Origin of the sequence: Pseudomonas sp. TWP3-1 (assembly GCF_049896625.1) — a bacterium.
In the GTDB taxonomy this organism is placed as follows: domain Bacteria; phylum Pseudomonadota; class Gammaproteobacteria; order Pseudomonadales; family Pseudomonadaceae; genus Aquipseudomonas.
Genome location: NZ_JAFCUQ010000009.1, coordinates 116,980 through 138,965, shown reverse-complemented (window position 1 = coordinate 138,965; position 21,986 = coordinate 116,980). Strand labels below are relative to the sequence as shown.

Below are 21,986 nucleotides of genomic sequence, written 5' to 3'. Positions count from 1 at the left end.
ATTTCAATCATTCCGGCAAAGCACTCGATGACTGTCTGGAGCACAACAGAGCAAGACCGGTGCCGTTCACCACCGCACCAGCCTCCTCTACAGTGTCCCCACACTGTCTTCAGCGCGCTCGCCACTCCCCCAAACGCCCCCGCAAACGGGCCGCGCACTGGCTGTGTAACTGGCTGACCCGCGATTCGCTGACGCCAAGGACTTCACCGATTTCCTTGAGGTTCAGCTCTTCGTCGTAGTACAGCGCCAACACCAGTCGCTCACGCTCCGGCAAATTGGCAATCGCGTCCGCCAGCGCGGCCTGGAAGCGCTCATCTTCCAGATCGCGCGACGGCTCAAGATGAGCACTCGCGCCGTCCTCGTGCAGCCCTTCATGTTCGCCGTCCTGTAGCAGGTCGTCGAAACTGAACAGGCGGCTGCCCAAGGTATCGTTCAAAATCCCGTAATAATCGTCGAGACTCAATTGGAGTTCGGCCGCAACTTCGTGATCTTTAGCGTCACGGCCGGTTTTAGCTTCAATCGAGCGAATTGCGTCGCTGACCATACGGGTATTGCGGTGAACCGAGCGTGGAGCCCAGTCCCCTTTGCGCACTTCATCGAGCATGGCGCCGCGGATCCGGATGCCCGCGTACGTTTCGAAACTGGCGCCTTTGCTGGCGTCGTATTTGGTCGAGACTTCCAGCAGACCGATCATCCCGGCCTGAATCAGATCTTCGACCTGCACACTGGCCGGCAAGCGTGCCAGCAAGTGGTAGGCGATGCGTTTGACCAGTGGCGCGTAACGCTCGATCAACTCGTACTGCGCGTCACGTGCCGACTTCTTGTAGAAATTCATACCGCTGGCGGTCATAGAACAGGCCCTGCCGTTTGCTGCACGAGGCGCTCGACGAAAAATTCCAGATGCCCACGCGGGTTGGCCGGCAGCGGCCAGGTATCGACCTTCTGTGCGATTGCCTTGAACGCCAGCGCGCACTTGGAACGCGGGAAGGCTTCATAGACCGCACGCTGCTTCTGCACCGCTTTACGCACACTTTCGTCGTAAGGCACGGCGCCGACGTATTGTAGGGCGACATCGAGAAAGCGATCCGTGACCTTGGTCAACTTGGCGAACAGATTGCGCCCTTCCTGCGGGCTCTGCGCCATGTTGGCGAGGACGCGGAAGCGGTTCATGCCGTAATCGCGGTTGAGCAACTTGATCAGCGCGTAGGCGTCAGTGATCGAAGTCGGCTCGTCGCAGACCACCAGCAACACTTCCTGCGCTGCGCGCACGAAACTGACTACCGAGTCACCAATACCCGCAGCGGTGTCGATCACCAGTACGTCGAGATTGTCGCCGATGTCGCTGAATGCCTGAATCAGACCGGCATGTTGCGCCGGGCTCAGGTGCACCATGCTCTGAGTGCCGGAGGCGGCCGGCACGATGCGAATCCCGCCGGGGCCTTGCAACAACACGTCGCGCAGCTCGCAGCGGCCTTCGATCACGTCGGCCAACGTGCGTTTGGGCGTGAGGCCCAGCAGAACGTCGACGTTCGCCAGCCCCAGGTCAGCGTCCAGCAGCATGACCCGACGGCCAAGTTCTGCCAGCGCCAGGGACAAGTTCACTGAAACGTTAGTCTTGCCGACGCCACCTTTGCCGCCGGTCACCGCGATCACCTGTACGGGATGCATGCTGCCCATGTTATTTCTTTACCTTGTCTTGCATAGACGGAGGCCACATTACTGGCTGCGCGTTCACAACCGGAACAATGCGTGGCAGACCACCGATGTAGGTACAAAAACTGTTCATTACCTCAGCCAACCTGCTTGGTCGGACTGTGGTAGATATCAGCGAACATGTCGGCCATGGCTTCTTCGCTGGGTTCTTCCTGCATTTGCACGCTGACGGCGCGACTGACCAATTGATGACGGCGCGGCAGATGCAAATCATCCGGAATCCGTGGGCCGTCGGTCAGGTACGCGACCGGCAATTCATGACTGATCGCCAGGCTCAACACTTCGCCAAGGCTGGCCGTTTCATCCAGTTTAGTCAGGATGCAGCCGGCAAGCCCGCAACGCTTGTAACTGTGATAAGCGGCGGTTAGAACCTGTTTCTGGCTGGTGGTTGCCAATACCAGATAATTTTTTGAGCGAATGCCACGCCCGGCCAGACTTTCGAGCTGCATGCGCAGTGCCGGATCGCTGGCTTGCAGGCCGGCGGTATCGATCAGCACCACGCGTTTGCGCAGCAGTGGATCCAGCGCCTGCACCAGCGATTGGCCCGGGTCGACGTGAGTCACCGAGACGTTGAGGATGCGACCCAAGGTCTTGAGCTGCTCCTGCGCGCCGATGCGGAAACTGTCCATGCTCACCAGCGCGATGTTCTGCGCGCCGTACTTGAGCACGTAGCGTGCGGCGAGTTTGGCCAGGGTGGTGGTCTTGCCCATGCCGGCAGGGCCGACCATGGCAATCACGCCGCCCTCTTCCAGTGGCTCGACTTCCGGGGTGGCGATCATCCGCGCCAGGTGCGCGAGCAACATGCGCCAGGCCTGACGGGGTTCTTCAATTTCGGTGGTCAGCGCCAGCAGATCGCGCGACAACGGGCCGGACAGGCCGATGCGTTGCAGACGACGATACAGATTGGCCTGCGCCGGACGGCTGCCTTGCAGCTGATTCCAGGCCAGCGTGCCGAGTTGCACTTCCATCAGCTCGCGCAGACTGTTCAGTTCGAAACGCATCGAGTCCAGAGCACGCGGGTCGATACCGCCGGAGGCTTGCGCAGGTGCTGGAGCAGGACGTGCCGGAGCGGCGTAAGTCGGCTCGCTCAACGGCTCGGCAGCAGTCAGCGGCAGGCCAGCGGTCAACGGCAGCCCGGAAAACAATTGTTGATTGGTGTTGCCGTCGGCTTCGCCACGCAGGCTCAGCTCGGCCTGGGCGGTGACGATGCGCGACTGGGTCTTGCGCAGCTCATCTTCGAGTTCCATGTTCGGAACACGCGGAGCCAGCGCCGACAATTTGTAATCGAGCGCGGCCGTCAGCTCGACACCGCCGGCAATGCGGCGGTTGCCAATGATGGCGGCATCAGCGCCCAGCTCATCACGAACCAGCTTCATGGCCTGACGCATATCGGCGGCGAAAAAACGCTTAACTTGCATGTACCACTACCTCAGCCGTTGGGCCCTACTGTCGCAACGATCGTCACTTGCTTGTTATCCGGTATTTCCTGGTAGGCCAGCACGTGCAGTCCAGGGACTGCCAGGCGACCAAAGCGCGAGAGCATCGCGCGCACCGGGCCTGCTACCAGCAGGATAACCGGCTGACCTTGCATTTCCTGACGCTGCGCCGCTTCGATCAACGAACGCTGCAGCTTCTCGGCCATGCTCGGCTCCAGCAGAACGCCCTCTTCCGAGCCTTGTCCCGCCTTCTGCAGACTATTGAGCAATATCTGTTCCAACCTTGGCTCCAGCGTGATAACTGGCAGCTCGGACTCAGTCCCTACAATGCTTTGGACGATGGCACGCGAAACGCCGACCCGCACCGCAGCCACCAGCGCGGCGGTATCTTGACTCTTGGCGGCGTTGTTGGCGATGGCTTCGGCGATGCTGCGAATGTCGCGCACCGGCACATGTTCGGCCAACAGCGCTTGCAGCACCTTGAGCAACTGCGACAGCGAAACCACGCCCGGCACCAGCTCTTCCGCCAGTTTAGGCGAGCTTTTGGCCAGCAATTGCATGAGTTGCTGCACTTCTTCGTGGCCAATCAGCTCACTGGAGTGCTTGTACAGAATCTGGTTCAAGTGCGTCGCCACTACCGTACTGGCGTCCACCACGGTGTAGCCAAGCGATTGCGCCTGTGCGCGCTGGCTGATTTCAATCCACACCGCCTCCAGGCCAAAAGCCGGATCTTTGGCGGTTATGCCGTTGAGGCTGCCGTAGACCTGACCGGGGTTGATCGCCAGTTCGCGATCCGGGTAGATCTCGGCTTCGGCGAGGATCACGCCCATCAAGGTGAGGCGATAGGCACTCGGCGCCAGATCGAGGTTGTCACGGATATGCACAGTCGGCATCAGGAAGCCCAGATCCTGCGAGAGCTTCTTGCGCACGCCCTTGATCCGCGCCAGCAACTGACCACCCTGATTGCGATCCACCAACGGGATCAAACGATAGCCAACTTCGAGGCCGATCATGTCGATCGGGGTCACGTCATCCCAGCCGAGTTCTTTGGTTTCCATGGCGCGGGCCGGCGATGGCAGCAGTTCCTGCTGACGCTTGACCTCTTGCAGCGCGACGACTTTGGCCACGTTCTGCTTCTTCCAGAACAGGTAGGCGCCGCCAGCAGCCAGCGCGGCCATGCTGAGGAACGAGAAGTGCGGCATGCCCGGCACCAGACCCATGACCGCCATCAGACCGGCCGCCACTGCCAGCGCTTTCGGCGAGGCGAACATCTGGCGATTGATCTGCTTGCCCATGTCTTCCGAACCGGAAGCACGGGTCACCATGATCGCGGCAGCGGTGGACAACAGCAGTGATGGCAATTGCGCCACCAAACCGTCACCAATGGTCAGCAAGGCGTAAACCCGACCGGCATCACCGAAGGTCATGTCGTGCTGGAAGATACCGACGGCCATGCCGCCGATCAGGTTGATGAACAGAATCAGCAGGCCGGCGATGGCGTCACCGCGTACGAACTTGCTGGCACCGTCCATCGAACCGTAGAACTCTGCCTCTTGGGCGACTTCGGTACGGCGCGCCTTGGCCTGGTTCTGGTCGATCAGACCGGCGTTGAGGTCGGCGTCGATCGCCATTTGTTTGCCGGGCATCGCATCGAGGGTGAAGCGCGCGCTCACCTCGGAAATCCGCCCGGCACCTTTGGTTACCACGACGAAGTTGATGATCATCAAGATCGCGAAAACCACGATACCGACCACGTAGTTACCGCCGATCACCACTTCACCGAAGGCCTGGATCACCTTACCGGCGGCGGCGTGACCGTCCTGACCGTGCAGCATTACAACCCGCGTCGACGCTACGTTGAGCGCCAGCCGCATCAGCGTCGCCACCAGCAGGATGGTCGGGAACACCGCAAAATCCAGTGGTCGCAGCGCGTAGACGCAGACCAGCAACACGACAATCGACAGCGCAATGTTGAAGGTGAAAAACACGTCGAGCAGGAACGGCGGTATCGGCAACATCATCATTGCCAACATGACCAGCAGCAACAACGGCACGCCCAAATTGCCTCGACTGAGGTCGGCAACGTTTGTGCGTGCAGTGCTGATTAACTGAGAGCGATCCACCGGTTTTCCCCGTTCCTTAAAAGCAAACTTTTGACGCCCAGAGCGGACGTACGGCGGCTACTGCAAGAAGCCTTCCAACTTTTGCTGTCAGGGGGGAACAGATCGTGAATCGCCCGTGAACAAAACGCACACGGAGGATTTTCTCTCTATGTGCGTACGCGCCAAAAATCAGGTGTCGAAATACCGTTTACCCTGACTTCATCAAGTAGCGATATAAGCCATGGCACGCTTGCGAATGGACTCAGTGAGCGAGTGGTTGCCCGCGCCTAACCCGCCATTTACGGTTAGGGAGGTCTCTATGACGTACAAATCCGGGTAAGTCAGATTCGACGAAAAAAATCGTCCGTAAGCAAGACCGCGACCACCAAAAAGCGGATAGACATCAATAAAATTTTGCGTCGGTAGATTGAAACCCAGCGGAACGCCAGCGCCGTTGTATATCTCAGTTGCACCGACAGACTTTAGCCAATTTCTTGCTTCAGGCGGTGTCATATATGCATCGTTAAGCAGCAACCAATACACGTTTAAAATCCGCACCGGGTAGGAAACCTGCGCCCCGGCGCCATCCGTCACCATAATCTTGGTCAAACCATTTTTTAGCCCCTTGACCTTGCCGAGGCTATCCACTGTTGCCAAGGCAGGATTGGCAACCCGATAGGTGTAAGGTTCCCGCCCCCCGGTCGGTATCCGCGTCGCCGTATTACGAGGCACTTCCCGCTCCTGCAAACCGTAAGCGCTGCCACCCACCACCTTCAAGCCATCCAATAACATCTCGGAGCCTTCGATCGCCAAGGCTGGCGTGACCTTTACCGTGTAGGACGTCAGCGGCAATATCAGCGCCGTTGCTTCCGTGTCTGTGCTACGCAGCGCAATTTTGCAAGTCAGTTCGCAACGGGAAAGATCATCGAGAGCGGCAAACCACTTCAGATCAGCCTTGGCAGTGATGCCTTTAGAAATTTCCGCGTCATTCAATGCAACACCATCTCGCACACGCAACGCAGCGCCCTTCGAATCGGAAATCTCAATCCAGACCTTCTGCCCCACTACTGCAATTGGTAGTGGTAACGGGATCGAGCAAGTCAAATCGCTGGACATTGTTCTGAGGTCGATAAACTGAGTACCACCAGCCTCAACTATCACCGGTTTGACGAGCCCGGCATCCTGATCAGCGATTTTCAGTACAGTCAGTTCCAACGCGGGGGACGTGATAGGCCTGACGCCACCCAATACGTCGTAGTCGATCACGACTTTACGACCGAGATTTTCCGCAACGAACTCTGGGCTCAACGTAAACCCGGCGCGATTATCCACATCCAGCGACTGCGGGACGAAAACCGGGGAACCGGCACCCGCTGTGCCTTTGACCCTCAACAGCACCTTAGTACCCGGGCGCGGGTCCGCCAGATGCACCCAGGCCACAGCGCCTTGATTGTTCTCCAGAGGATTGAGAATCCCACGCAGAGCGCGCCAAACCCTAGGCGCCTGCAATGCCAACTTCGGATCTCCTATAAACAGTTCGAGAGCACTCGAGGACTGCGGCAACGCGCCTGCCCGCTCAATCCACCAAAGCAAGCTGAAGAACTGATTCAAATAGCGCTCGATAGCGTGATCATCTAGCCAGAAATCAAGATTTTTACCTTCCTTTCCGTGATTGATCAGCAACCGATCTCGGTATACAACATCATTGTTATCTCCACGCCCCTCAACATGCACCACGTCCCCCAACCGAGTATCACTTGCTGCTGGAATCCGGATATCGGTGCCATAAGGCACATCTGCGGGCTTCAGCACACCTGCGACAACGCCGTCGACCGTCAGCCCTGGTAAAGTTGCGTCGAGATCATCTACCCGGGCGAGCAGCGTTCCGGAGACCAGCGCAGGATTTAAAGAGGGATCACTCACTTCAAAACAAATCGCAACAGAACCGTGTTTTAACAGGCCGATATCCTTCGCGGCGATGTTAAATGGTATGACTTTCCCTACCAGCCGGTCGCTGACGTTACGAAAAGTCTGATACAAATGCTCGCGCCCAGAGGCCGTCTTCCCCACCCAACTCAGCGTGACCCGGAATCCTTTTTTTATCCGCGCGTCGGGGCCGCATTCAACGACAGCTTGGGTCAATGAGGAATCCAGGAAGCCTCCGATGAGTTGCGGCATACGAGGTGCTGCCAAGCGCAAGCTTTCTCCGAGCACGCGAAGGAAATAACGCTCAGCCGGATCTTGCGTGCCGTCAGTTCTCGTACGCAAGTAATCCAGCCGCACCATGCTGTCAGCACTGACTCGCACAATTTCGTTTGGAATTTTGAAAGACTGGATACCCAGCCGAGTAATCGGCTGCTCTTCGCTGTGCTCGACCACCTCCCCATTTTCCGTTGTGGCCAGCCATCGGAGCAAAAGCTTCTCTCTCAACGCGAACCCCGGACGCGTAACGATCTCGACCGCGAGCTCATCAAAACCGACCTCATCAAGACCGACCTGATCTTTTTCGTTGGCCAGCGGAACGAACACCGGGTCCAGCCAATTAACGCCAGGATCACTGACAACCGTAGTGCGCTCGGAAAAACTACTGAAGTTCTCTACCTGATCCCTGAGTTGATAGACCAACACCGCGGGATTCGCTGGCCCCGCGTCCGCTATATGCTGCGGCGTAATGAAAACATCTACGGGCTTACCGACCTCGCTTTTAAGCACAGTGTGCTGGATCAATACGCCGTGAAAAAAGAGCGATAGAACATCCCCTTGGGTCATATCGAACCAAGGCAAAATGCTCGCCGTTACACCCTGCTCAGCGACTTCCTTATCGATTACCTTCCCGGGCGGTAGTTGCAACTGCGCAGGAGGGAGCCCCTGATGACCAGGATTATCCGGCTCCGGATCAATGCCACCGGGCGGCTGCGGTTTGGACCAGACATACATCTGCGCGCCCTCTGGGAGCTGACCGCTTTTCCGGGCAATTTCGTATCGCAGCAGATGCACGCCCGGGTAGAGCTTGTCTGCACGAATTCGCAACCCGATATCACGATTGCCGTGATCCAGAGGTAATACCGTTGAAGCAACCAGATTCGAGCCGACATACAAACGTATTGAATCCCCCTGGTCCATATTCAGATAAGCCTGAACCAACACCAGAAGACCTGCTGCACTAACGTGCAACATAGGCCCGTTAACGCCGACCTGAGCCGGTTCGAAATCAATGTTTTCGAACTGTCCCGGAATATAGGGAGGATTTAAAGCGGACGATCCAAAAACGCCTGTAGCGGGGAAGCAGAGGACATCGACCTGTGCATCGTCGATATCTTCCGCTATAGGCATCACCATTATCTGAATCATGAGAACTCTCCTGAACATTCTTGGAGCGTTCAGCTCCAAAACCTGGGAGTTCATTGAATGTTGCTGCAGGTGATTCGACCACTGTCAGAAGTAACAGGTGGAGGCGCTTTTCAGACCAAAGGTTGAATGTGTCGAAGTGCACGTTTTGGGGATGCAGTAGGAAAAAGAGCAGGAAAAAAGGAACAAATTTAGTTGACAGGTTCCACCCGAGCCTCCCCCCTTCCTCTTCAACCGGGAGCGCGATTTTTTTGTTTAAGCCCAATTCGACGAAACCGTTGAATAGTGTTTAAAGCCGTGTCCGCAAAGCCACGCGTCCTTGCGCCTTTGCCTACACGTACGCCAGAATCGGCCGGCTTGTGCGCTTTGGGGTCGGGTTCTATTGTGGGTCGGTCGCTGACGAATCAGCGATCGGGTTTAGCGACTCGGACCATCTCAGTGCACCAGCGTTCGTGGCTTCGTTGTGGGACTATTCGCCCGCAATTACGTTATGGCGGCTGTATGCGGGAGACCTTTGGGTCTACCGGGGTGCCTGTGACCGGTTCGCTAACCTGCGTACAGCTGCCACCTTCACTTGTTTAGCGACAGGGAAAGGGTGGCTCCATAACCTCAGGAGCCTCACCATGATCAAACCAACACCAAACCCGCCCGAAATCGACCCCACCTCGCCCTACGAATCCCTCGAATCAAGAAAACTCAACGAAGCCGCCGACCGCGCCCTCGATCACTATCTCTGCCCGCCCGGCTCCCCTCCACCTCCACGCAAGACCCGCGGGATGTACGCCGTTACCGCCGACTGCAAAAACGAGGAGCTGCTGGTCGATGCCTGCGAAACACTCGCCTCGGCCAGAACCATCGCCAATGACTTCGCCTACCTCTTGCCGGCGTCGCAGCGCAGGACGCTCTTGGGTGTCACGCAACTGATCATGCTCGGGGAGCTGGCAGTGAATCGGGTGCTGGCTAACCTGGAGTTGCCGCAGTAGTAGGCCCCTGTGACAAGCCTTGAATGAAGTGTTGTGGCTGCTGACGTCATCGCGGGCAAGCCCGCTCCCACAGTGATTCGTGGTGTGCACATACTTCCCAAACGACGTGAAACCTGTGGGAGCGGGCTTGCCCGCGATGGCGGTTTCAAAGCCAACACATATCTGCAGGCATAAAAAAACCGCCGCCCCGTTCAATCGGGGCGGCGGTTTTTTGCTTCACCAGAGTAGAGTCAGGAATCGCGGCGTAAATCCGGCGGGATCGGCAGGTCGTCCTTGAGCGGATCCGGGCGTTTGCCCTTGCCTGCGCGGTGCTGGCGGATCTGGTAGACGTAGGCCAGTACCTGAGCGACCGCCAAATACAGCCCACCAGGGATTTCTTCGTCGAGTTCGGTGGAGTAGTAGATCGAACGTGCGAGGGCCGGCGATTCGAGGAGCATGACGTTGTTGGCCACGGCGATTTCGCGGATTTTCAACGCGAGGAAATCACTGCCCTTGGCCAGCAGCAGCGGCGCCCCGCCCTTCTCCGAGTCGTACTTGAGCGCGACGGCGTAGTGGGTCGGGTTGGTGATGACCACGTCGGCATCCGGAATCGCCGCCATCATGCGCCGCTGCGACATCTCGCGTTGCAACTGACGAATGCGCTGCTTGACCTCGGGTTTGCCGTCCTGATCCTTGTGCTCGTCGCGCACTTCCTGTTTGGTCATCTTGAGCTTTTTGATGCTTTCCCAGATCTGCACCGGGACATCCACCGCGGCAATGATCGCCAAGCCGCAAGCCATCCACAACGAACTCCAGCCAACCAGTTGCAAGCTGTGGATGATCGCCCGGTCCAGCGGCTCATGGGCGATACGCAGCAGGTCGTCGACATCGTTCGACAACACCACCAGCGCCACCGCGAGAATGATCAGAAACTTGGCCAGGGCCTTGAGCAGCTCGATAACCGACTTCATCGAGAACATGCGCTTGATGCCGGCACCGGGGTTCATCCGGCTGAATTTCGGGGCCAGGGAACCCGCCGCGAACAACCAGCCTCCGAGGGCAATCGGGCCGATGATCGCTGCCAGCACCAGAGCGATCATGATCGGTTGAATCGCCACCAGCGCGATCAGTCCGGAGTGCATCAGGAACTTGCCCATGTAGGTCTGATCCATGATCTCTTCGCGCGTCAGCGTGAAGTTGATCCGCATCAGGTCCATCAACTCTTGCGCGAGCATGCCGCCGAAAATCAGCAGCGCGCAGGTACCGGTGACCATGATCGCCAGGGTATTGAGCTCTTTGGAGCGGGCGATCTCGCCCTTCTCACGGGAATCCTTTTTGCGTTTCTCCGTGGGGTCTTCTGTTTTGTCTTGACCGCTTTCGCTCTCAGCCATGACTCAGCGCGCCCGTGCCAGTTCGCGTAACCACTGCAAAGCCTCGGTGGCCAGCGGTTGGTACTGATTGAGAATATCCGCCAGCCCCACCCAGACAATGAACAGCCCGAGCACCAGGGTCAGCGGGAAACCGATGGAGAAAATATTCAGTTGCGGCGCGGCGCGAGTCATCACGCCAAACGCGATGTTGATCACCAGCAATGCAGTCACCGCAGGCAAAACCAGCAACAGTGAAGCGCCAAGCACCCAGCCGAGTTTAGTGGCCACGTCCCAATAATGCGTGACCGTCAGGCCACTGCCGACCGGCAGGGTGGTGAAGCTCTCGGTAATGACCTCGAACACCACCAAATGGCCGTTCATCGACAGAAACAGCAGGGTCACGAGCATGGTGAAGAACTGCCCGATCACTGCCACCGATACGCCGTTGGTAGGGTCGATCATCGAGGCGAAGCCCATACCCATCTGCACCGCGACGATCTGACCGGCGATGGCGAACGCCTGGAAAAACAGCTGGAGAGAAAAGCCGAGCAATGCGCCGATCAGAATCTGCTCGGCAATCAGCAGCAACCCGCTCAAATCCAGCGGACTCACTGCCGGCATCGGCGGCAAACCCGGCGTGATCACCACAGTGATTGCCAATGCCAGATACAGACGCACGCGCTTGGGAACGAGGGTCGTACCAAAGACCGGCATCACCATCAGCAGCGAGCCGATGCGAAACAGCGGCAACATGAAGCTCGCCACCCAGGTACTGATCTGAGTGTCGGTCAACTGCAACAGCGACTGCATGACTTAGCCGATCACCAGCGGAATGTTTTTGTACAACTGGATGATGTACTCCATGAAGGTCTGCACCATCCATGGGCCGGCGACGATCAGGCTCACCAGCATCACCAGCAGACGCGGCAGGAAGCTCAGGGTCTGTTCGTTGATCTGCGTGGCCGCCTGAAACATCGACACCAACAGACCCACCAGCAAGCTCGGCACTACCAGAATCGCCACCATCATGGTGGTCAGCCACAAGGCTTCACGAAAGATATCGACGGCGACTTCTGGCGTCATGGCGAAACACCTCCGAAACTGCTGGCCAGGGTGCCGATGATCAGCGCCCAGCCATCCACCAGCACGAACAGCATGATTTTGAACGGCAGGGAAATGATCAGCGGCGAGAGCATCATCATACCCATGGCCATCAGCACGCTCGCGACCACCAGGTCGATGATCAGGAACGGAATGAAGATCATGAAGCCGATCTGGAACGCGGTTTTAAGTTCGGAGGTAACGAACGCAGGCACCAGAATGGTCAGCGGCGCCGCATCCGGAGTGGCGATATCGGTACGCTTGGACAGGCGCATGAACAGCTCCAGATCGCTGGAGCGGGTCTGCGCGAGCATGAAGTCCTTGATCGGCACCTGAGCTTTTTCCACCGCTTGCTGCGCGGTGAGTTTTTCCGCGAGATACGGTTGTAGCGCATCGTTGTTCACCCGGTCGAACACCGGCGCCATGATGAACATCGTCAGGAACAGCGCCATGCCCGTGAGGATCTGGTTCGACGGCGTCTGTTGCAGGCCGAGGGCCTGACGCAGGATCGAGAACACGATGATGATTCGCGTGAAACTGGTCATCAGGATCACGGCCGCCGGAATGAAGCTCAGGGCGGTCATGATCAGCAAAATCTGCAAGCTGACCGAATATTCCTGCGCGCCGTCGGCGTTGGTGCCCAGCGTGATCGCCGGAATCTGCAACGGATCGGCGGCCAGTGCCAGCGGCGCGGCCAGCATCAGGGCCAGGGTCAAGACGATGCGCAACGCACCCATTACTTCGTATCCTTTTGATCCTTGCCGAGAATCTTCAACAGATGCTGGGCAAATTCCGGGGTCGCTTTTTCAGGGGGGCTCGATACCACGACCGGCTCCTTGAGCACGTGCAGCGCGGTGATGGTGCCCGGGCTCAGACCGAGCAGAATCTGCTCGTTACCGACCTGCACCAGCAGCAAACGGTCACGCGGGCCGAGTGCCCGCGAGGCGATCAGATCGATCACCTGGCCTTTGCCCGCAGGCCCGGCCTGCTGCACGCGGCGCATCAGCCAGGCGAGGAAGAAGATCAACCCCACGACCAGCAACAGCCCCAACACCAACTGAGTCAGTTGCCCGGCGACGCTGCCGCTGACGGCGGGAACGGCGGCAGCCGCAGCCGTGGCGCTCACAGCCGGCTCGGCCGCCAGCACACTGAACGGCAACGCCAGCACTGCGCCGAGCACACAACCGAGAAGCTTTTTCACTCAGCGCAGCTTCTTGATGCGTTCGCTTGGGCTGATCACGTCAGTCAGGCGGATGCCGAACTTCTCGTTGACCACAACCACTTCGCCGTGCGCGATCAGCGTGCCGTTGACCAGCACATCGAGCGGCTCACCGGCCAGACGATCGAGTTCAATCACCGAACCCTGGTTGAGTTGCAGCAGGTTGCGGATGTTGATGTCGGTGCTGCCGACTTCCATCGAGATCGATACCGGAATGTCGAGAATCACATCCAGGTTCGGGCCATCCAGGGTCACTGGATCGTTGTTCTTCGGCACGCTGCCGAACTCTTCCATCGGCATACGCGAACCGCTGGATGCGTCGGCAGCCAGCAGTGCGTCGATTTCGGATTGGCCGTCGCCGGTTTCTTCCAGGGCAGCAGCCCATTCATCAGCCAGAGCCTGGTCGTCCTGGGCGTTCATATCGTCGTTCATCGTGTGTCCTCGGCGGGCAACAATTCAGTTAAATGCGTAGGGGGTGTTGCGCCGCTTCAGCGACGCTCGATCGGCTCGATCACTTGCAACGCGAGGTTGCCTTTGTGCGAGCCCATCTTGACCTTGAAGGCCGGCACGCCGTTGGCGCGCATGATCATTTCTTCCGGCATCTCGACCGGGATCACATCCCCCGGCTGCATGTGCAGGATGTCGCGCAGCTTGAGCTGACGACGAGCAACGGTGGCACCAATCGGTACATCGACGTCGAGCACGTCCTGGCGCAGGGCGTTGACCCAGCGCTCGTCCTGATCGTCGAGATCGGACTGGAAACCGGCGTCGAGCATTTCGCGCACCGGCTCGATCATCGAGTACGGCATGGTCACGTGCAGATCGCCGCCGCCGCCATCGAGTTCGATGTGGAAAGTCGAAACCACAATTGCTTCGCTCGGGCCGACGATGTTGGCCATGGCCGGGTTCACTTCCGAGTTGATGTACTCGAAGTTGACTTCCATGATCGCCTGCCAGGCTTCTTTCAGATCGACGAAAGCCTGCTCCAGCACCATGCGCACTACGCGCAGTTCGGTCGGGGTGAATTCACGCCCTTCGATCTTCGCGTGACGGCCGTCGCCGCCAAAAAAGTTGTCCACCAGTTTGAACACCAGTTTGGCGTCCAGAATGAACAGCGCGGTGCCGCGCAACGGTTTGATCTTGACCAGGTTGAGGCTGGTCGGCACGTACAGCGAGTGCACGTATTCGCCGAACTTCATCACCTGCACGCCACCGACAGCAACGTCCGCCGAGCGGCGCAGCATGTTGAACATGCTGATGCGGGTGTAACGGGCAAAACGCTCGTTGATCATTTCCAGAGTCGGCATGCGTCCGCGGACGATGCGATCCTGGCTGGTCAGGTCGTAGCTTTTGACACTGCCGGGTTCGGCAGCGTTATCGGTCTGTACCAGACCATCGTCGACGCCATGCAGCAACGCATCGATTTCATCCTGGGACAGCAGATCCTGCACGGCCATGTCGTGTTCCTACTGCAGTACGAAATTAGTGAAAAGCAACTGTTCGATCACCACTTTGCCCAGCTCTTTCTGCGCCACTTCCTGCACGCTCGCTGTAGCCTTCTGGCGCAACATCTCCTGACCGACCGGCGTCGCCAATGTGGCGAAATCCTGACCGGAGAAGAGCATGACCAGGTTGTTGCGGATCACCGGCATGTGCACTTTGAGCGCTTCCAGATCAGCCTGATTGCGCCCGAGCATGGTGATGCTCACCTGCATGTAGCGCTGACGCCCGTTCTGCGTGTAGTTGGCCACGAAGGCCGGAGCCATCGGCTCGAAAATCGCTGGCTGTTTGCCCACCGGGCCAGCCTCGGCTGCTTCGGCCGGTTTACTCTGAGCGCTGTGCATGAAGAACCAGGTCGCCCCCACGGACGCGCCGATCGCCAGCAGCAACCCCAGCACGATCACGATGATCATCTTGAGTTTGCCTTTGGTTGCCGGGTCTTTTACCGCTGGTGCTGCTTCGCTCTTCGCCATGCCAATAATCCGTCACTAATCGGGTTTTCACAGTCGCACGGCTAGGCAAGAGCAAGTGTTATGCCAGAAGTGTCGGAGGGGTGATCTGGAGAGCAGCACATAACAAATGTGGGAGCTAGCCTGCTAGCGATGGCGGCACCCCAGTCAACTGAGATGTTGACTGCCAGGGCCTCATCGCCAGCAGGCTGGCTCCCACAGTTTTACGCGGTGTGTCAGGCGTAATAATCGACGGCGCTGGTGCCGATCACGCTGGTGGTCTGCGCAGCAGCTTCAGCCACGCTGGCCGCCGCCAATTCTTCATCGGCCGAATCCAGACGACCGCCGGAAGCGCTGGTGCGACCACCCTGCCCCTGCTGCGCCTGTTCCTGGCCCTGCCAGCCACGCCCCTGATCGGCAACGTTGACGTCGACCTGGCCCATGCCCTGCTGGACGAACATGTCGCGCAGACGATGCATCTGGCCATCGAGGGCTTCACGCACGCTTGGATGGGCGCTCATGAAGGTGATTTGCGTCTGCTGATCCGGAACCATGTTCACGCGAATATCCAGCCGCCCGAGCTCGGCCGGCTGCAACTGGATATCGGCCGCCTTCAGATTGACGCTCGACAGGTACATGACGCGGTTGACCACTTCTTCGGTCCAGCCGCTCTGGTGCATGGCGATCGGCTGATTCACCGGCACGGCATTCGCGGTTTTCGGCGTGGCCGCCTGAGTCAGCGCCGCCAGACGGTTGGCGAAGTCATCGACGCGCGTATCAGTGGTCGCCGATTTCAAGTCTTTCAAGCCATCGTCGAGCAGACCGCTGAAGGCCTTTTCACCGCCCTGACTGGTGCTGTCCTTGTCCGCCTGCACATTGAGCATGCTGGCCATGCCGGTGGCAAAGGTCTGCGCGGCGGTCAATTCACCGTCGGCTTGTGCCTGATTGGCGGCAGCTTTGGGCTGCGCCTGGCTGGAAGCGGAGATGTGCCCACTCTGCTCCATCGCCATGCGCACGGCCGGCAACGCATCAAGCGGGTCGGCCTCGGGATCGAATCCGCTGTCGCCAGTGGCCGCTGGGTCTTTGACGATCCCCGGCAATACCGCGACCAGTGGTGTTTCAACCTCAGGCTTGGCCGAGGCGTCGACTACCGGAGCCGACACAACTGGCGGCGTGACCTGCGGCTGCACGGTGGCTATCAGCGCGGGATCCAGCGTCGGATCAACCGGAGCCGTGTCGGCAACTGGGGTTTGCGCGGTGTCAGTCGAGTCGTCGCTGGCGGCTTTATCTTCAGTCGCCGCTGCCGGTTTGTCGGCGGGCAAGGCATTGCCGCTATCGGCAACGGCTGGCTCAGAGGCGGCAGACTGTTCCGTGCTGATATCCTTTTTGCCGCTGTCGTCGGAAGCCTTGTCACGCGCGGTTTTCTGCGTACTGTCGGCAGACACTGAAGGCTTGTTCTGACCTTGGTCGGCGAACACCTTAGCGAAGCCGGAAGCCTTGTCCCCGGGCTCTGCGGCCACTGCCGATGGTTTGGCAGAGGCGGCTTGCGCCTTGGCCTGGGCGGCGGTCTGAAGAAAAATGTTGGGACTTGCAGGCATGACACGGTCTCCGCTGCACTGGGATCGTAGGTACAGGTACCAGAGATGGTTGCAAGCGTCGGGCCAGTTTCGCCGGGCGCTGTATAAAAGCGCCGGGCGGTTGACTCAATGGGCGTGGGAACGCAGGCGTTCAGCCTCATAAACCGGGCGCACTTCGCCGAACTCGCTATGGATGTCGGCCACCAGCTTGAGGATTTCGGAGGGACTTTTGTCTCTCGCGTGCTGTTCCAGCTCCTGGCACAGCTCGGCGAGGCGGGTTGCGCCCATATTGCTGCTGCTGCCCTTGAAGCTATGGGCGACGGAAGACAACACCTCGGCGTCGGCCGTCTGCTGCAATTCGCGCAGGCGATTGTCGGAGTCGACGAGGAAGGTATCCAGCAATTCCGGATAAGCCTCCTCCATGACCTCGTGCAACGTGTTGAGCACGTCGCGATCCACATGTTTATCAGCCACTTGCTCACTCCTTGATCAAGAATGCGCGGATTATGCCAGAGCTTCCCAGAAAAACTCCACGCGGGCACTGCGACCATCGTCGGACCAGCCAGCATTTGCGGCCAGTTGCCGCACAAGGCTGACCCCACGGCCCGACAGACGGACACCATCCAGCGGCCGCTCCATCACGCGCGCCACATCAAAACCCTTGCCGCTGTCCTCGACCCGCACCACCAGGCAACCGCCCGCACCCTGCGGCGTGATCTGCAAATGCACGCGCACGTAACCATCCTGCAAAGCCTCAAGGCGCGCATTGCGTTGTTCATAGTAGCGGGCGAATCCCGAGGCATCGCGCTTGAGGCTGGAATCCAGACCGAGCACGCCATGCTCCAGCGCATTCGAATAGAGTTCGGCGAGCACGCTGTACAGCGCTCCGCTCTGAGCGCGCAGGCCATGGACTTCCATCATCAGTTGCAGCAAGAACGGCAACGGGTTGAAACGCTTGAGCGTGGCGCCACGGAACTCGAAACTCACCGACCAGTCCAGCGGACACGACTGGCCGCTGTCGGAGTACACCGGCGCCGACGGGTTGAGCCGCACCGCGTCAAGCAGGCTGACTTCGACCATGCTCACATCGTCACGCGCCTCGCCGCGAAAATCCTGCAATGCCTGCTCGATCTCTTCGAACAGGCGATCCGGCTGGCGATTGGCGGCAAACACTTGCTGTAAACGCTCGACACCAAACAACTGGTCATTGGCGTCACAGGTGTCGATCACCCCGTCGGACAACAAAAACACCCGATCCCCCGCCGCCATCGAGTGCACTTCGGTGCGATCGTCAAACATCTGCGGGCTGAGTACGCCGAGCGGCAAGTGCCGCGCCGCCAGCGGTGTGCGCTCTCCCGTGGCGATACGATGCAAGTAGCCGTCGGGCATGCCACCGTTCCACACCTCGACCGATCGCCGTTGAACACTCAGACACAGCAGCGTCGCACAACAGAACATATCGACCGGCAGGATGCGCTTGAGCTTGGCGTTCATCTCGCGCAGGGTTTCCGCCAGGCCGTAGCCCTTGGCGGTCATGCCGTAGAACACTTCGGCCAGCGGCATGGCACCGACCGCCGCCGGCAGACCGTGGCCAGTGAAATCGCCGAGCAGCACGTGCATATCACCCGCCGGGGTGTAGGCCGCCAGCAGCAAGTCGCCGTTGAACAGCGCATAGGGCGATTGCAGGTAGCGGATGTTCGGCGCGCTCAGGCAACCGGAGTGCGCGACTTTGTCGAATACCGCTTTGGCGACGCGTTGCTCATTGAGCAAATAGTCATGGTGCCTGGCGATCAGGTCGCGCTGTTGCAGCACCGTCGCCTGCAAGCGACGCAAGCGATCCATCGCCTTGATTTTGGCGGACAGGATCACCTGGTTATAGGGCTTCGCCAAAAAGTCGTCACCACCGGCATCCAGACACCGGGCCAACGCTTCGCTTTCGGTCAGCGAGGTGAGGAAGATGATCGGCACCAAGGTTTCGCCGGCCAGCGCCTTGATCTGGCGCGCCGCTTCGAAGCCATCCATCACCGGCATCATCGCGTCCATCAACACCAGTTGCGGTTGCTGACTGCGGAACAGTTCGATCGCTTCGGCGCCATTGGCGGCCGTCAGCACCGAATGCCCCTGACGACGGACGATGGTCGACAACAGCAGGCGATCAGCGGCACTGTCCTCGGCGATCAGGATCGTCAGCGGCTCTTGCGCCTGCACGGTCGTCAACTGATGTTGAAGAGTTTGTCGAAATTGGAGATGGCAAGGATCTTGCGCACGTCGGAGTTGCTGTTGATCACCCGCACATTCGAACTTTCGCCACCGGCATGGTCACGCAGCAACAGGAGCATGCCCAGCGCCGAGCTGTCGAGGTAGGTGGCCTCTTTCAGATCGACGACGATGGATTCAGGTTTTTTATTGAGTCGCTCGTAGGACTCGCGAAATTCTTGATGGCGACCGAAATCGAATCGACCCTTGACCGAAATCGTCAGTTCTTGCCCATCCGCAGATACTTCTGTAACGACTGACATTGTCTGGCTTCCTTGTCATGAACAAACCTGTACAAGGTTTAGCACCTGGTATGGGTTGGGGCAAGGAGCAAGCAAGATCAAAAAACATCACGCCGTGGCAGGCGCTGGGATAATTCGTCGAGCAGCTTCTGCTCGCGCTTGTCTTCGGCGCGCTGCGCTTCGTCGCGGTAGCGCTGGACCAGTTTGCGCAAGCCTTCGACCCGGGCGAACGCCTGTTGCCAGGCATCACGCGCCTTATCGAGGTTGTTTTGATGCCATTGCAGACTTTGCCGCTGCTGATCGACCGCGGTGTCGAGTTGCGCGAGAAAGCCCTGAAAACCCAGCAGCCATTGGCCGGACACGCCAGTGCTGCCGCGTACGATCCACTGTTCCGAGTAATCCAGACGAAAGGCGTTGAGGTCGGCGAGTTTGCTTTCGGCAACCTTGACCTGGCCCTGGAAATGACCGAGGCGCAGCACGGCGGTTTTCTCGGCCTTTTCAGCCATGTCCACCACCGGGGCCAGACGTGCAGCGCGGCTCAGGGCCATGACCGGTTACCCGCCGGCCGCAGGCGCGAAAATCGTTTCGAGGTAAGCCTCGCTCTCGCCCAGGCTGATCTTGTCGTTCAAGCCTTGGCGCAGGTAGCGCACCAACTGCGGTTGCAGGGAAATCGCCAGATCGGTCTCGCGATCGCCGCCAGCGACATAGGCGCCAACGCTGATCAGATCGCGACTCTGTTGATAGCGCGACCACAGTTGTTTGAAGTATTGCGCGCGCCGCATATGCTCGACCGAGACTACCGCCGGCATGACCCGGCTGATCGACGCTTCGATATCGATGGCCGGATAGTGACCTTCTTCGGCCAGACGCCGCGACAGCACGATGTGTCCGTCGAGTACGCCTCGGGCGGCGTCGGCAATCGGGTCCTGCTGGTCATCGCCCTCGGATAACACGGTGTAGAACGCGGTAATCGAACCGCCGCCCTTCTCCGCATTACCGGCGCGTTCCACCAGTTTCGGCAGTTTGGCGAACACCGACGGCGGGTAACCCTTGGTCGCTGGCGGTTCGCCAATGGCCAAGGCGATTTCCCGCTGCGCCTGAGCGAAACGGGTCAGTGAATCCATCAGCAACAGGACGTTCTTGCCCTTGTCGCGGAAATACTCGGCGATGCGCGTGCAATACATCGCCGCACGCAGACGCATCAGCGGCGCATCGTCCGCAGGCGACGCCACGACGACGGAGCGCTTGAGGCCTTCTTCACCGAGGATGTGCTCGATGAATTCCTTGACTTCGCGACCGCGCTCACCAATCAGGCCGACGACGATGATGTCGGCCTCGGTGAAGCGCGTCATCATGCCCAGCAATACCGATTTACCCACGCCAGTACCGGCGAACAGACCGAGACGCTGACCGCGACCGACCGTCAACAAACCGTTGATCGAACGAATGCCCACGTCCAGCGGCTCGCTGATCGGATCACGGTTGAGCGGGTTGATCGTCGGGCCGTCCATCGGCACCCAGTCCTCGGCTTTCATGCCGCCCTTGCCGTCCAGCGCGCGACCGGCGCCGTCGAGTACGCGACCGAGCATGCTCATGCCCATCGGCAAGCGACCGGTGTCGACCATTGGCACTACACGGGCGCCAGGGGCGATACCGGCGACGCTGCCAACCGGCATCAGGAAGACTTTGTTGCCGGAGAAGCCCATGACTTCGGCTTCAACCTGCGAAGGGTGATAGCTGTCGTCGTTGATCACCATGCAGCGCGTGCCCATGGCGGCGCGCAGGCCTTCGGCTTCGAGGGTCAGGCCGACCATGCGTAGCAGGCGCCCTTCGAGAATCGGCGCAGCAGCTATTTCGACGGCCTCGGCATAACTGCCCAGGCGTTTGGCGAAACTGGTGCGATCAAGGCGCATCGGCTTGGTCCGCGAGCGGCTCTTCGGCGACGGCAGCCGGTTTGACGGCTTCAGGCAATTCCAGGCTCAGGTCCGGCTCGGCCGGGTGCAGCGCTTGTTCGTGCAACTGGTCGAACAGCTTGGCCATGACCTGGCTGACGCGGGTTTCGATGCTCGCGTCGATCCGGCTGTGCTCGGTTTCGACCCGGCAACCGCCCGGCAGCAAGGCTTCGTCTTCAACGATGCGCCAGGTTTCCTCATGACGCTCGCGCAGGGCTTTGACCTGCTCGAAATCCTGCGGATTGACGTACAGCCGCACGTTGCCCACGCCCAGCGGCAACAGCTTGAGGGCGTCGCGCATGACGTGTTCGATCTGCGTCGAGTCGATGGCCAGTTCGCGCTGAATCACCTGTTTGGTGATGTGCTGCACGAGGTCGACCAGCGATTTTTCGATCTGCGTGTCTTGCTCGGCAATTGGCTCGAACAGGTTCGCCATCAGTTGCTCGAGGCTGGCGACTTTCGCCGCCAGCGCCACTTCGGCTTCCTGGCGCACCTTTAAAGTGGTGCTGTGAAAACCTTCCTTCTCGCCGGTAGCGAAGCCCTCGTTGTAAGCCTCCTGACGGATGCTTTCGAGTTCTTCCAGGGTCAGTGGCTGGACTTCTTCCAGCGGCACTTCTTCCATTTCCGGCGGTTCAGGCTCGGGTTCCGGCTCAGGTTCGGGTTTCGGCGGATCGAAGCTGGGGATGGCCCAGGTTTCGAAACCGCGGACATCGCGGGCACGGATCAGATCCGTCACATCGTCGTCGTGCTTGTCCATGG

The 21,986-nt window shown here is 59.3% G+C and carries 21 protein-coding genes; 1 reads left to right on the top strand and 20 read right to left on the bottom strand.

Annotated features, from left to right (window positions below):
* Positions 1–109: 109 nt before the first annotated feature.
* The 5 genes from fliA to ACP7BN_RS14635 form a co-directional block, all read right to left on the bottom strand.
* Positions 110–850, bottom strand: a complete 741-nt coding sequence (fliA, locus tag ACP7BN_RS14655; RefSeq protein ID WP_011333070.1) for an RNA polymerase sigma factor FliA — start codon at positions 848–850, stop codon at positions 110–112.
* Positions 847–1,677, bottom strand: a complete 831-nt coding sequence (gene fleN, locus ACP7BN_RS14650) for a flagellar synthesis regulator FleN (RefSeq protein ID WP_003222917.1) — start codon at positions 1,675–1,677, stop codon at positions 847–849. The genes fliA and fleN overlap by 4 nt, the downstream gene beginning before the upstream one ends.
* A 113-nt stretch (positions 1,678–1,790) precedes the next feature.
* The gene (gene flhF / locus ACP7BN_RS14645; protein ID WP_420647988.1) at positions 1,791–3,131 is read right to left on the bottom strand and encodes a flagellar biosynthesis protein FlhF; all 1,341 of its coding nucleotides are present in this window, start codon (positions 3,129–3,131) and stop codon (positions 1,791–1,793) included.
* Between the two features lie 11 nt (positions 3,132–3,142).
* On the bottom strand, positions 3,143–5,272 hold the full coding sequence (flhA, locus tag ACP7BN_RS14640; protein ID WP_426204960.1) for a flagellar biosynthesis protein FlhA: 2,130 nt from the start codon (positions 5,270–5,272) through the stop codon (positions 3,143–3,145).
* Positions 5,273–5,473: 201 nt separating this feature from the next.
* Entirely contained in the window at positions 5,474–8,602 is a 3,129-nt protein-coding gene (locus ACP7BN_RS14635) for an Ig-like domain-containing protein (protein WP_426204959.1), read from the bottom strand.
* A gap of 620 nt (positions 8,603–9,222) precedes the next feature.
* Here ACP7BN_RS14635 and ACP7BN_RS14630 point away from each other — a divergent pair.
* Positions 9,223–9,582 (top strand): DUF6124 family protein, encoded by a 360-nt coding sequence (locus ACP7BN_RS14630; RefSeq protein WP_426204957.1) that lies wholly within the window; start codon positions 9,223–9,225, stop codon positions 9,580–9,582.
* 230 nt (positions 9,583–9,812) lie between these two features.
* On the opposite strand, the gene flhB is transcribed toward ACP7BN_RS14630, so the two are convergent.
* The 15 genes from flhB to fliH form a co-directional block, all read right to left on the bottom strand.
* The gene (flhB, locus tag ACP7BN_RS14625; RefSeq protein ID WP_420647984.1) at positions 9,813–10,952 is read right to left on the bottom strand and encodes a flagellar biosynthesis protein FlhB; all 1,140 of its coding nucleotides are present in this window, start codon (positions 10,950–10,952) and stop codon (positions 9,813–9,815) included.
* A gap of 3 nt (positions 10,953–10,955) precedes the next feature.
* Positions 10,956–11,741 (bottom strand): flagellar biosynthetic protein FliR, encoded by a 786-nt coding sequence (gene fliR / locus ACP7BN_RS14620; protein ID WP_420647983.1) that lies wholly within the window; start codon positions 11,739–11,741, stop codon positions 10,956–10,958.
* A gap of 3 nt (positions 11,742–11,744) precedes the next feature.
* The gene (gene fliQ, locus ACP7BN_RS14615; protein ID WP_420647982.1) at positions 11,745–12,014 is read right to left on the bottom strand and encodes a flagellar biosynthesis protein FliQ; all 270 of its coding nucleotides are present in this window, start codon (positions 12,012–12,014) and stop codon (positions 11,745–11,747) included.
* Positions 12,011–12,769 carry a flagellar type III secretion system pore protein FliP gene (gene fliP / locus ACP7BN_RS14610; protein ID WP_420647981.1) on the bottom strand — a complete coding sequence of 253 codons (759 nt, stop codon included), beginning with the start codon at positions 12,767–12,769 and terminating at the stop codon, positions 12,011–12,013. Before fliP ends, fliQ begins: the two co-directional genes overlap by 4 nt.
* Entirely contained in the window at positions 12,769–13,233 is a 465-nt protein-coding gene (gene fliO, locus ACP7BN_RS14605) for a flagellar biosynthetic protein FliO (protein WP_426204954.1), read from the bottom strand. Before fliO ends, fliP begins: the two co-directional genes overlap by 1 nt.
* Positions 13,234–13,683 (bottom strand): flagellar motor switch protein FliN, encoded by a 450-nt coding sequence (gene fliN / locus ACP7BN_RS14600; RefSeq protein WP_426204953.1) that lies wholly within the window; start codon positions 13,681–13,683, stop codon positions 13,234–13,236.
* 56 nt (positions 13,684–13,739) lie between these two features.
* Entirely contained in the window at positions 13,740–14,708 is a 969-nt protein-coding gene (fliM, locus tag ACP7BN_RS14595; protein WP_038363850.1) for a flagellar motor switch protein FliM, read from the bottom strand.
* Between the two features lie 9 nt (positions 14,709–14,717).
* A complete protein-coding gene (gene fliL, locus ACP7BN_RS14590; RefSeq protein WP_426204951.1) occupies positions 14,718–15,224 on the bottom strand; it encodes a flagellar basal body-associated protein FliL in 507 nt (168 codons plus the stop codon).
* Between the two features lie 212 nt (positions 15,225–15,436).
* Positions 15,437–16,798, bottom strand: coding sequence for a flagellar hook-length control protein FliK (locus ACP7BN_RS14585; RefSeq protein ID WP_426204949.1), 1,362 nt, complete (start codon positions 16,796–16,798; stop codon positions 15,437–15,439).
* A gap of 105 nt (positions 16,799–16,903) precedes the next feature.
* On the bottom strand, positions 16,904–17,251 hold the full coding sequence (locus ACP7BN_RS14580; RefSeq protein WP_426204947.1) for an Hpt domain-containing protein: 348 nt from the start codon (positions 17,249–17,251) through the stop codon (positions 16,904–16,906).
* A 30-nt stretch (positions 17,252–17,281) separates the two neighbouring features.
* Positions 17,282–18,985 carry an ATP-binding SpoIIE family protein phosphatase gene (locus tag ACP7BN_RS14575; protein WP_426205054.1) on the bottom strand — a complete coding sequence of 568 codons (1,704 nt, stop codon included), beginning with the start codon at positions 18,983–18,985 and terminating at the stop codon, positions 17,282–17,284.
* 5 nt (positions 18,986–18,990) lie between these two features.
* The gene (locus tag ACP7BN_RS14570) at positions 18,991–19,296 is read right to left on the bottom strand and encodes an STAS domain-containing protein (RefSeq protein WP_426204945.1); all 306 of its coding nucleotides are present in this window, start codon (positions 19,294–19,296) and stop codon (positions 18,991–18,993) included.
* Positions 19,297–19,373: 77 nt separating this feature from the next.
* Positions 19,374–19,823 (bottom strand): flagellar export protein FliJ, encoded by a 450-nt coding sequence (gene fliJ / locus ACP7BN_RS14565; protein ID WP_420647974.1) that lies wholly within the window; start codon positions 19,821–19,823, stop codon positions 19,374–19,376.
* A 6-nt stretch (positions 19,824–19,829) separates the two neighbouring features.
* On the bottom strand, positions 19,830–21,188 hold the full coding sequence (fliI, locus tag ACP7BN_RS14560; protein ID WP_426204944.1) for a flagellar protein export ATPase FliI: 1,359 nt from the start codon (positions 21,186–21,188) through the stop codon (positions 19,830–19,832).
* On the bottom strand, positions 21,178–21,984 hold the full coding sequence (gene fliH, locus ACP7BN_RS14555) for a flagellar assembly protein FliH (protein ID WP_426204942.1): 807 nt from the start codon (positions 21,982–21,984) through the stop codon (positions 21,178–21,180). The genes fliI and fliH overlap by 11 nt, the downstream gene beginning before the upstream one ends.
* Positions 21,985–21,986: the final 2 nt, after the last annotated feature.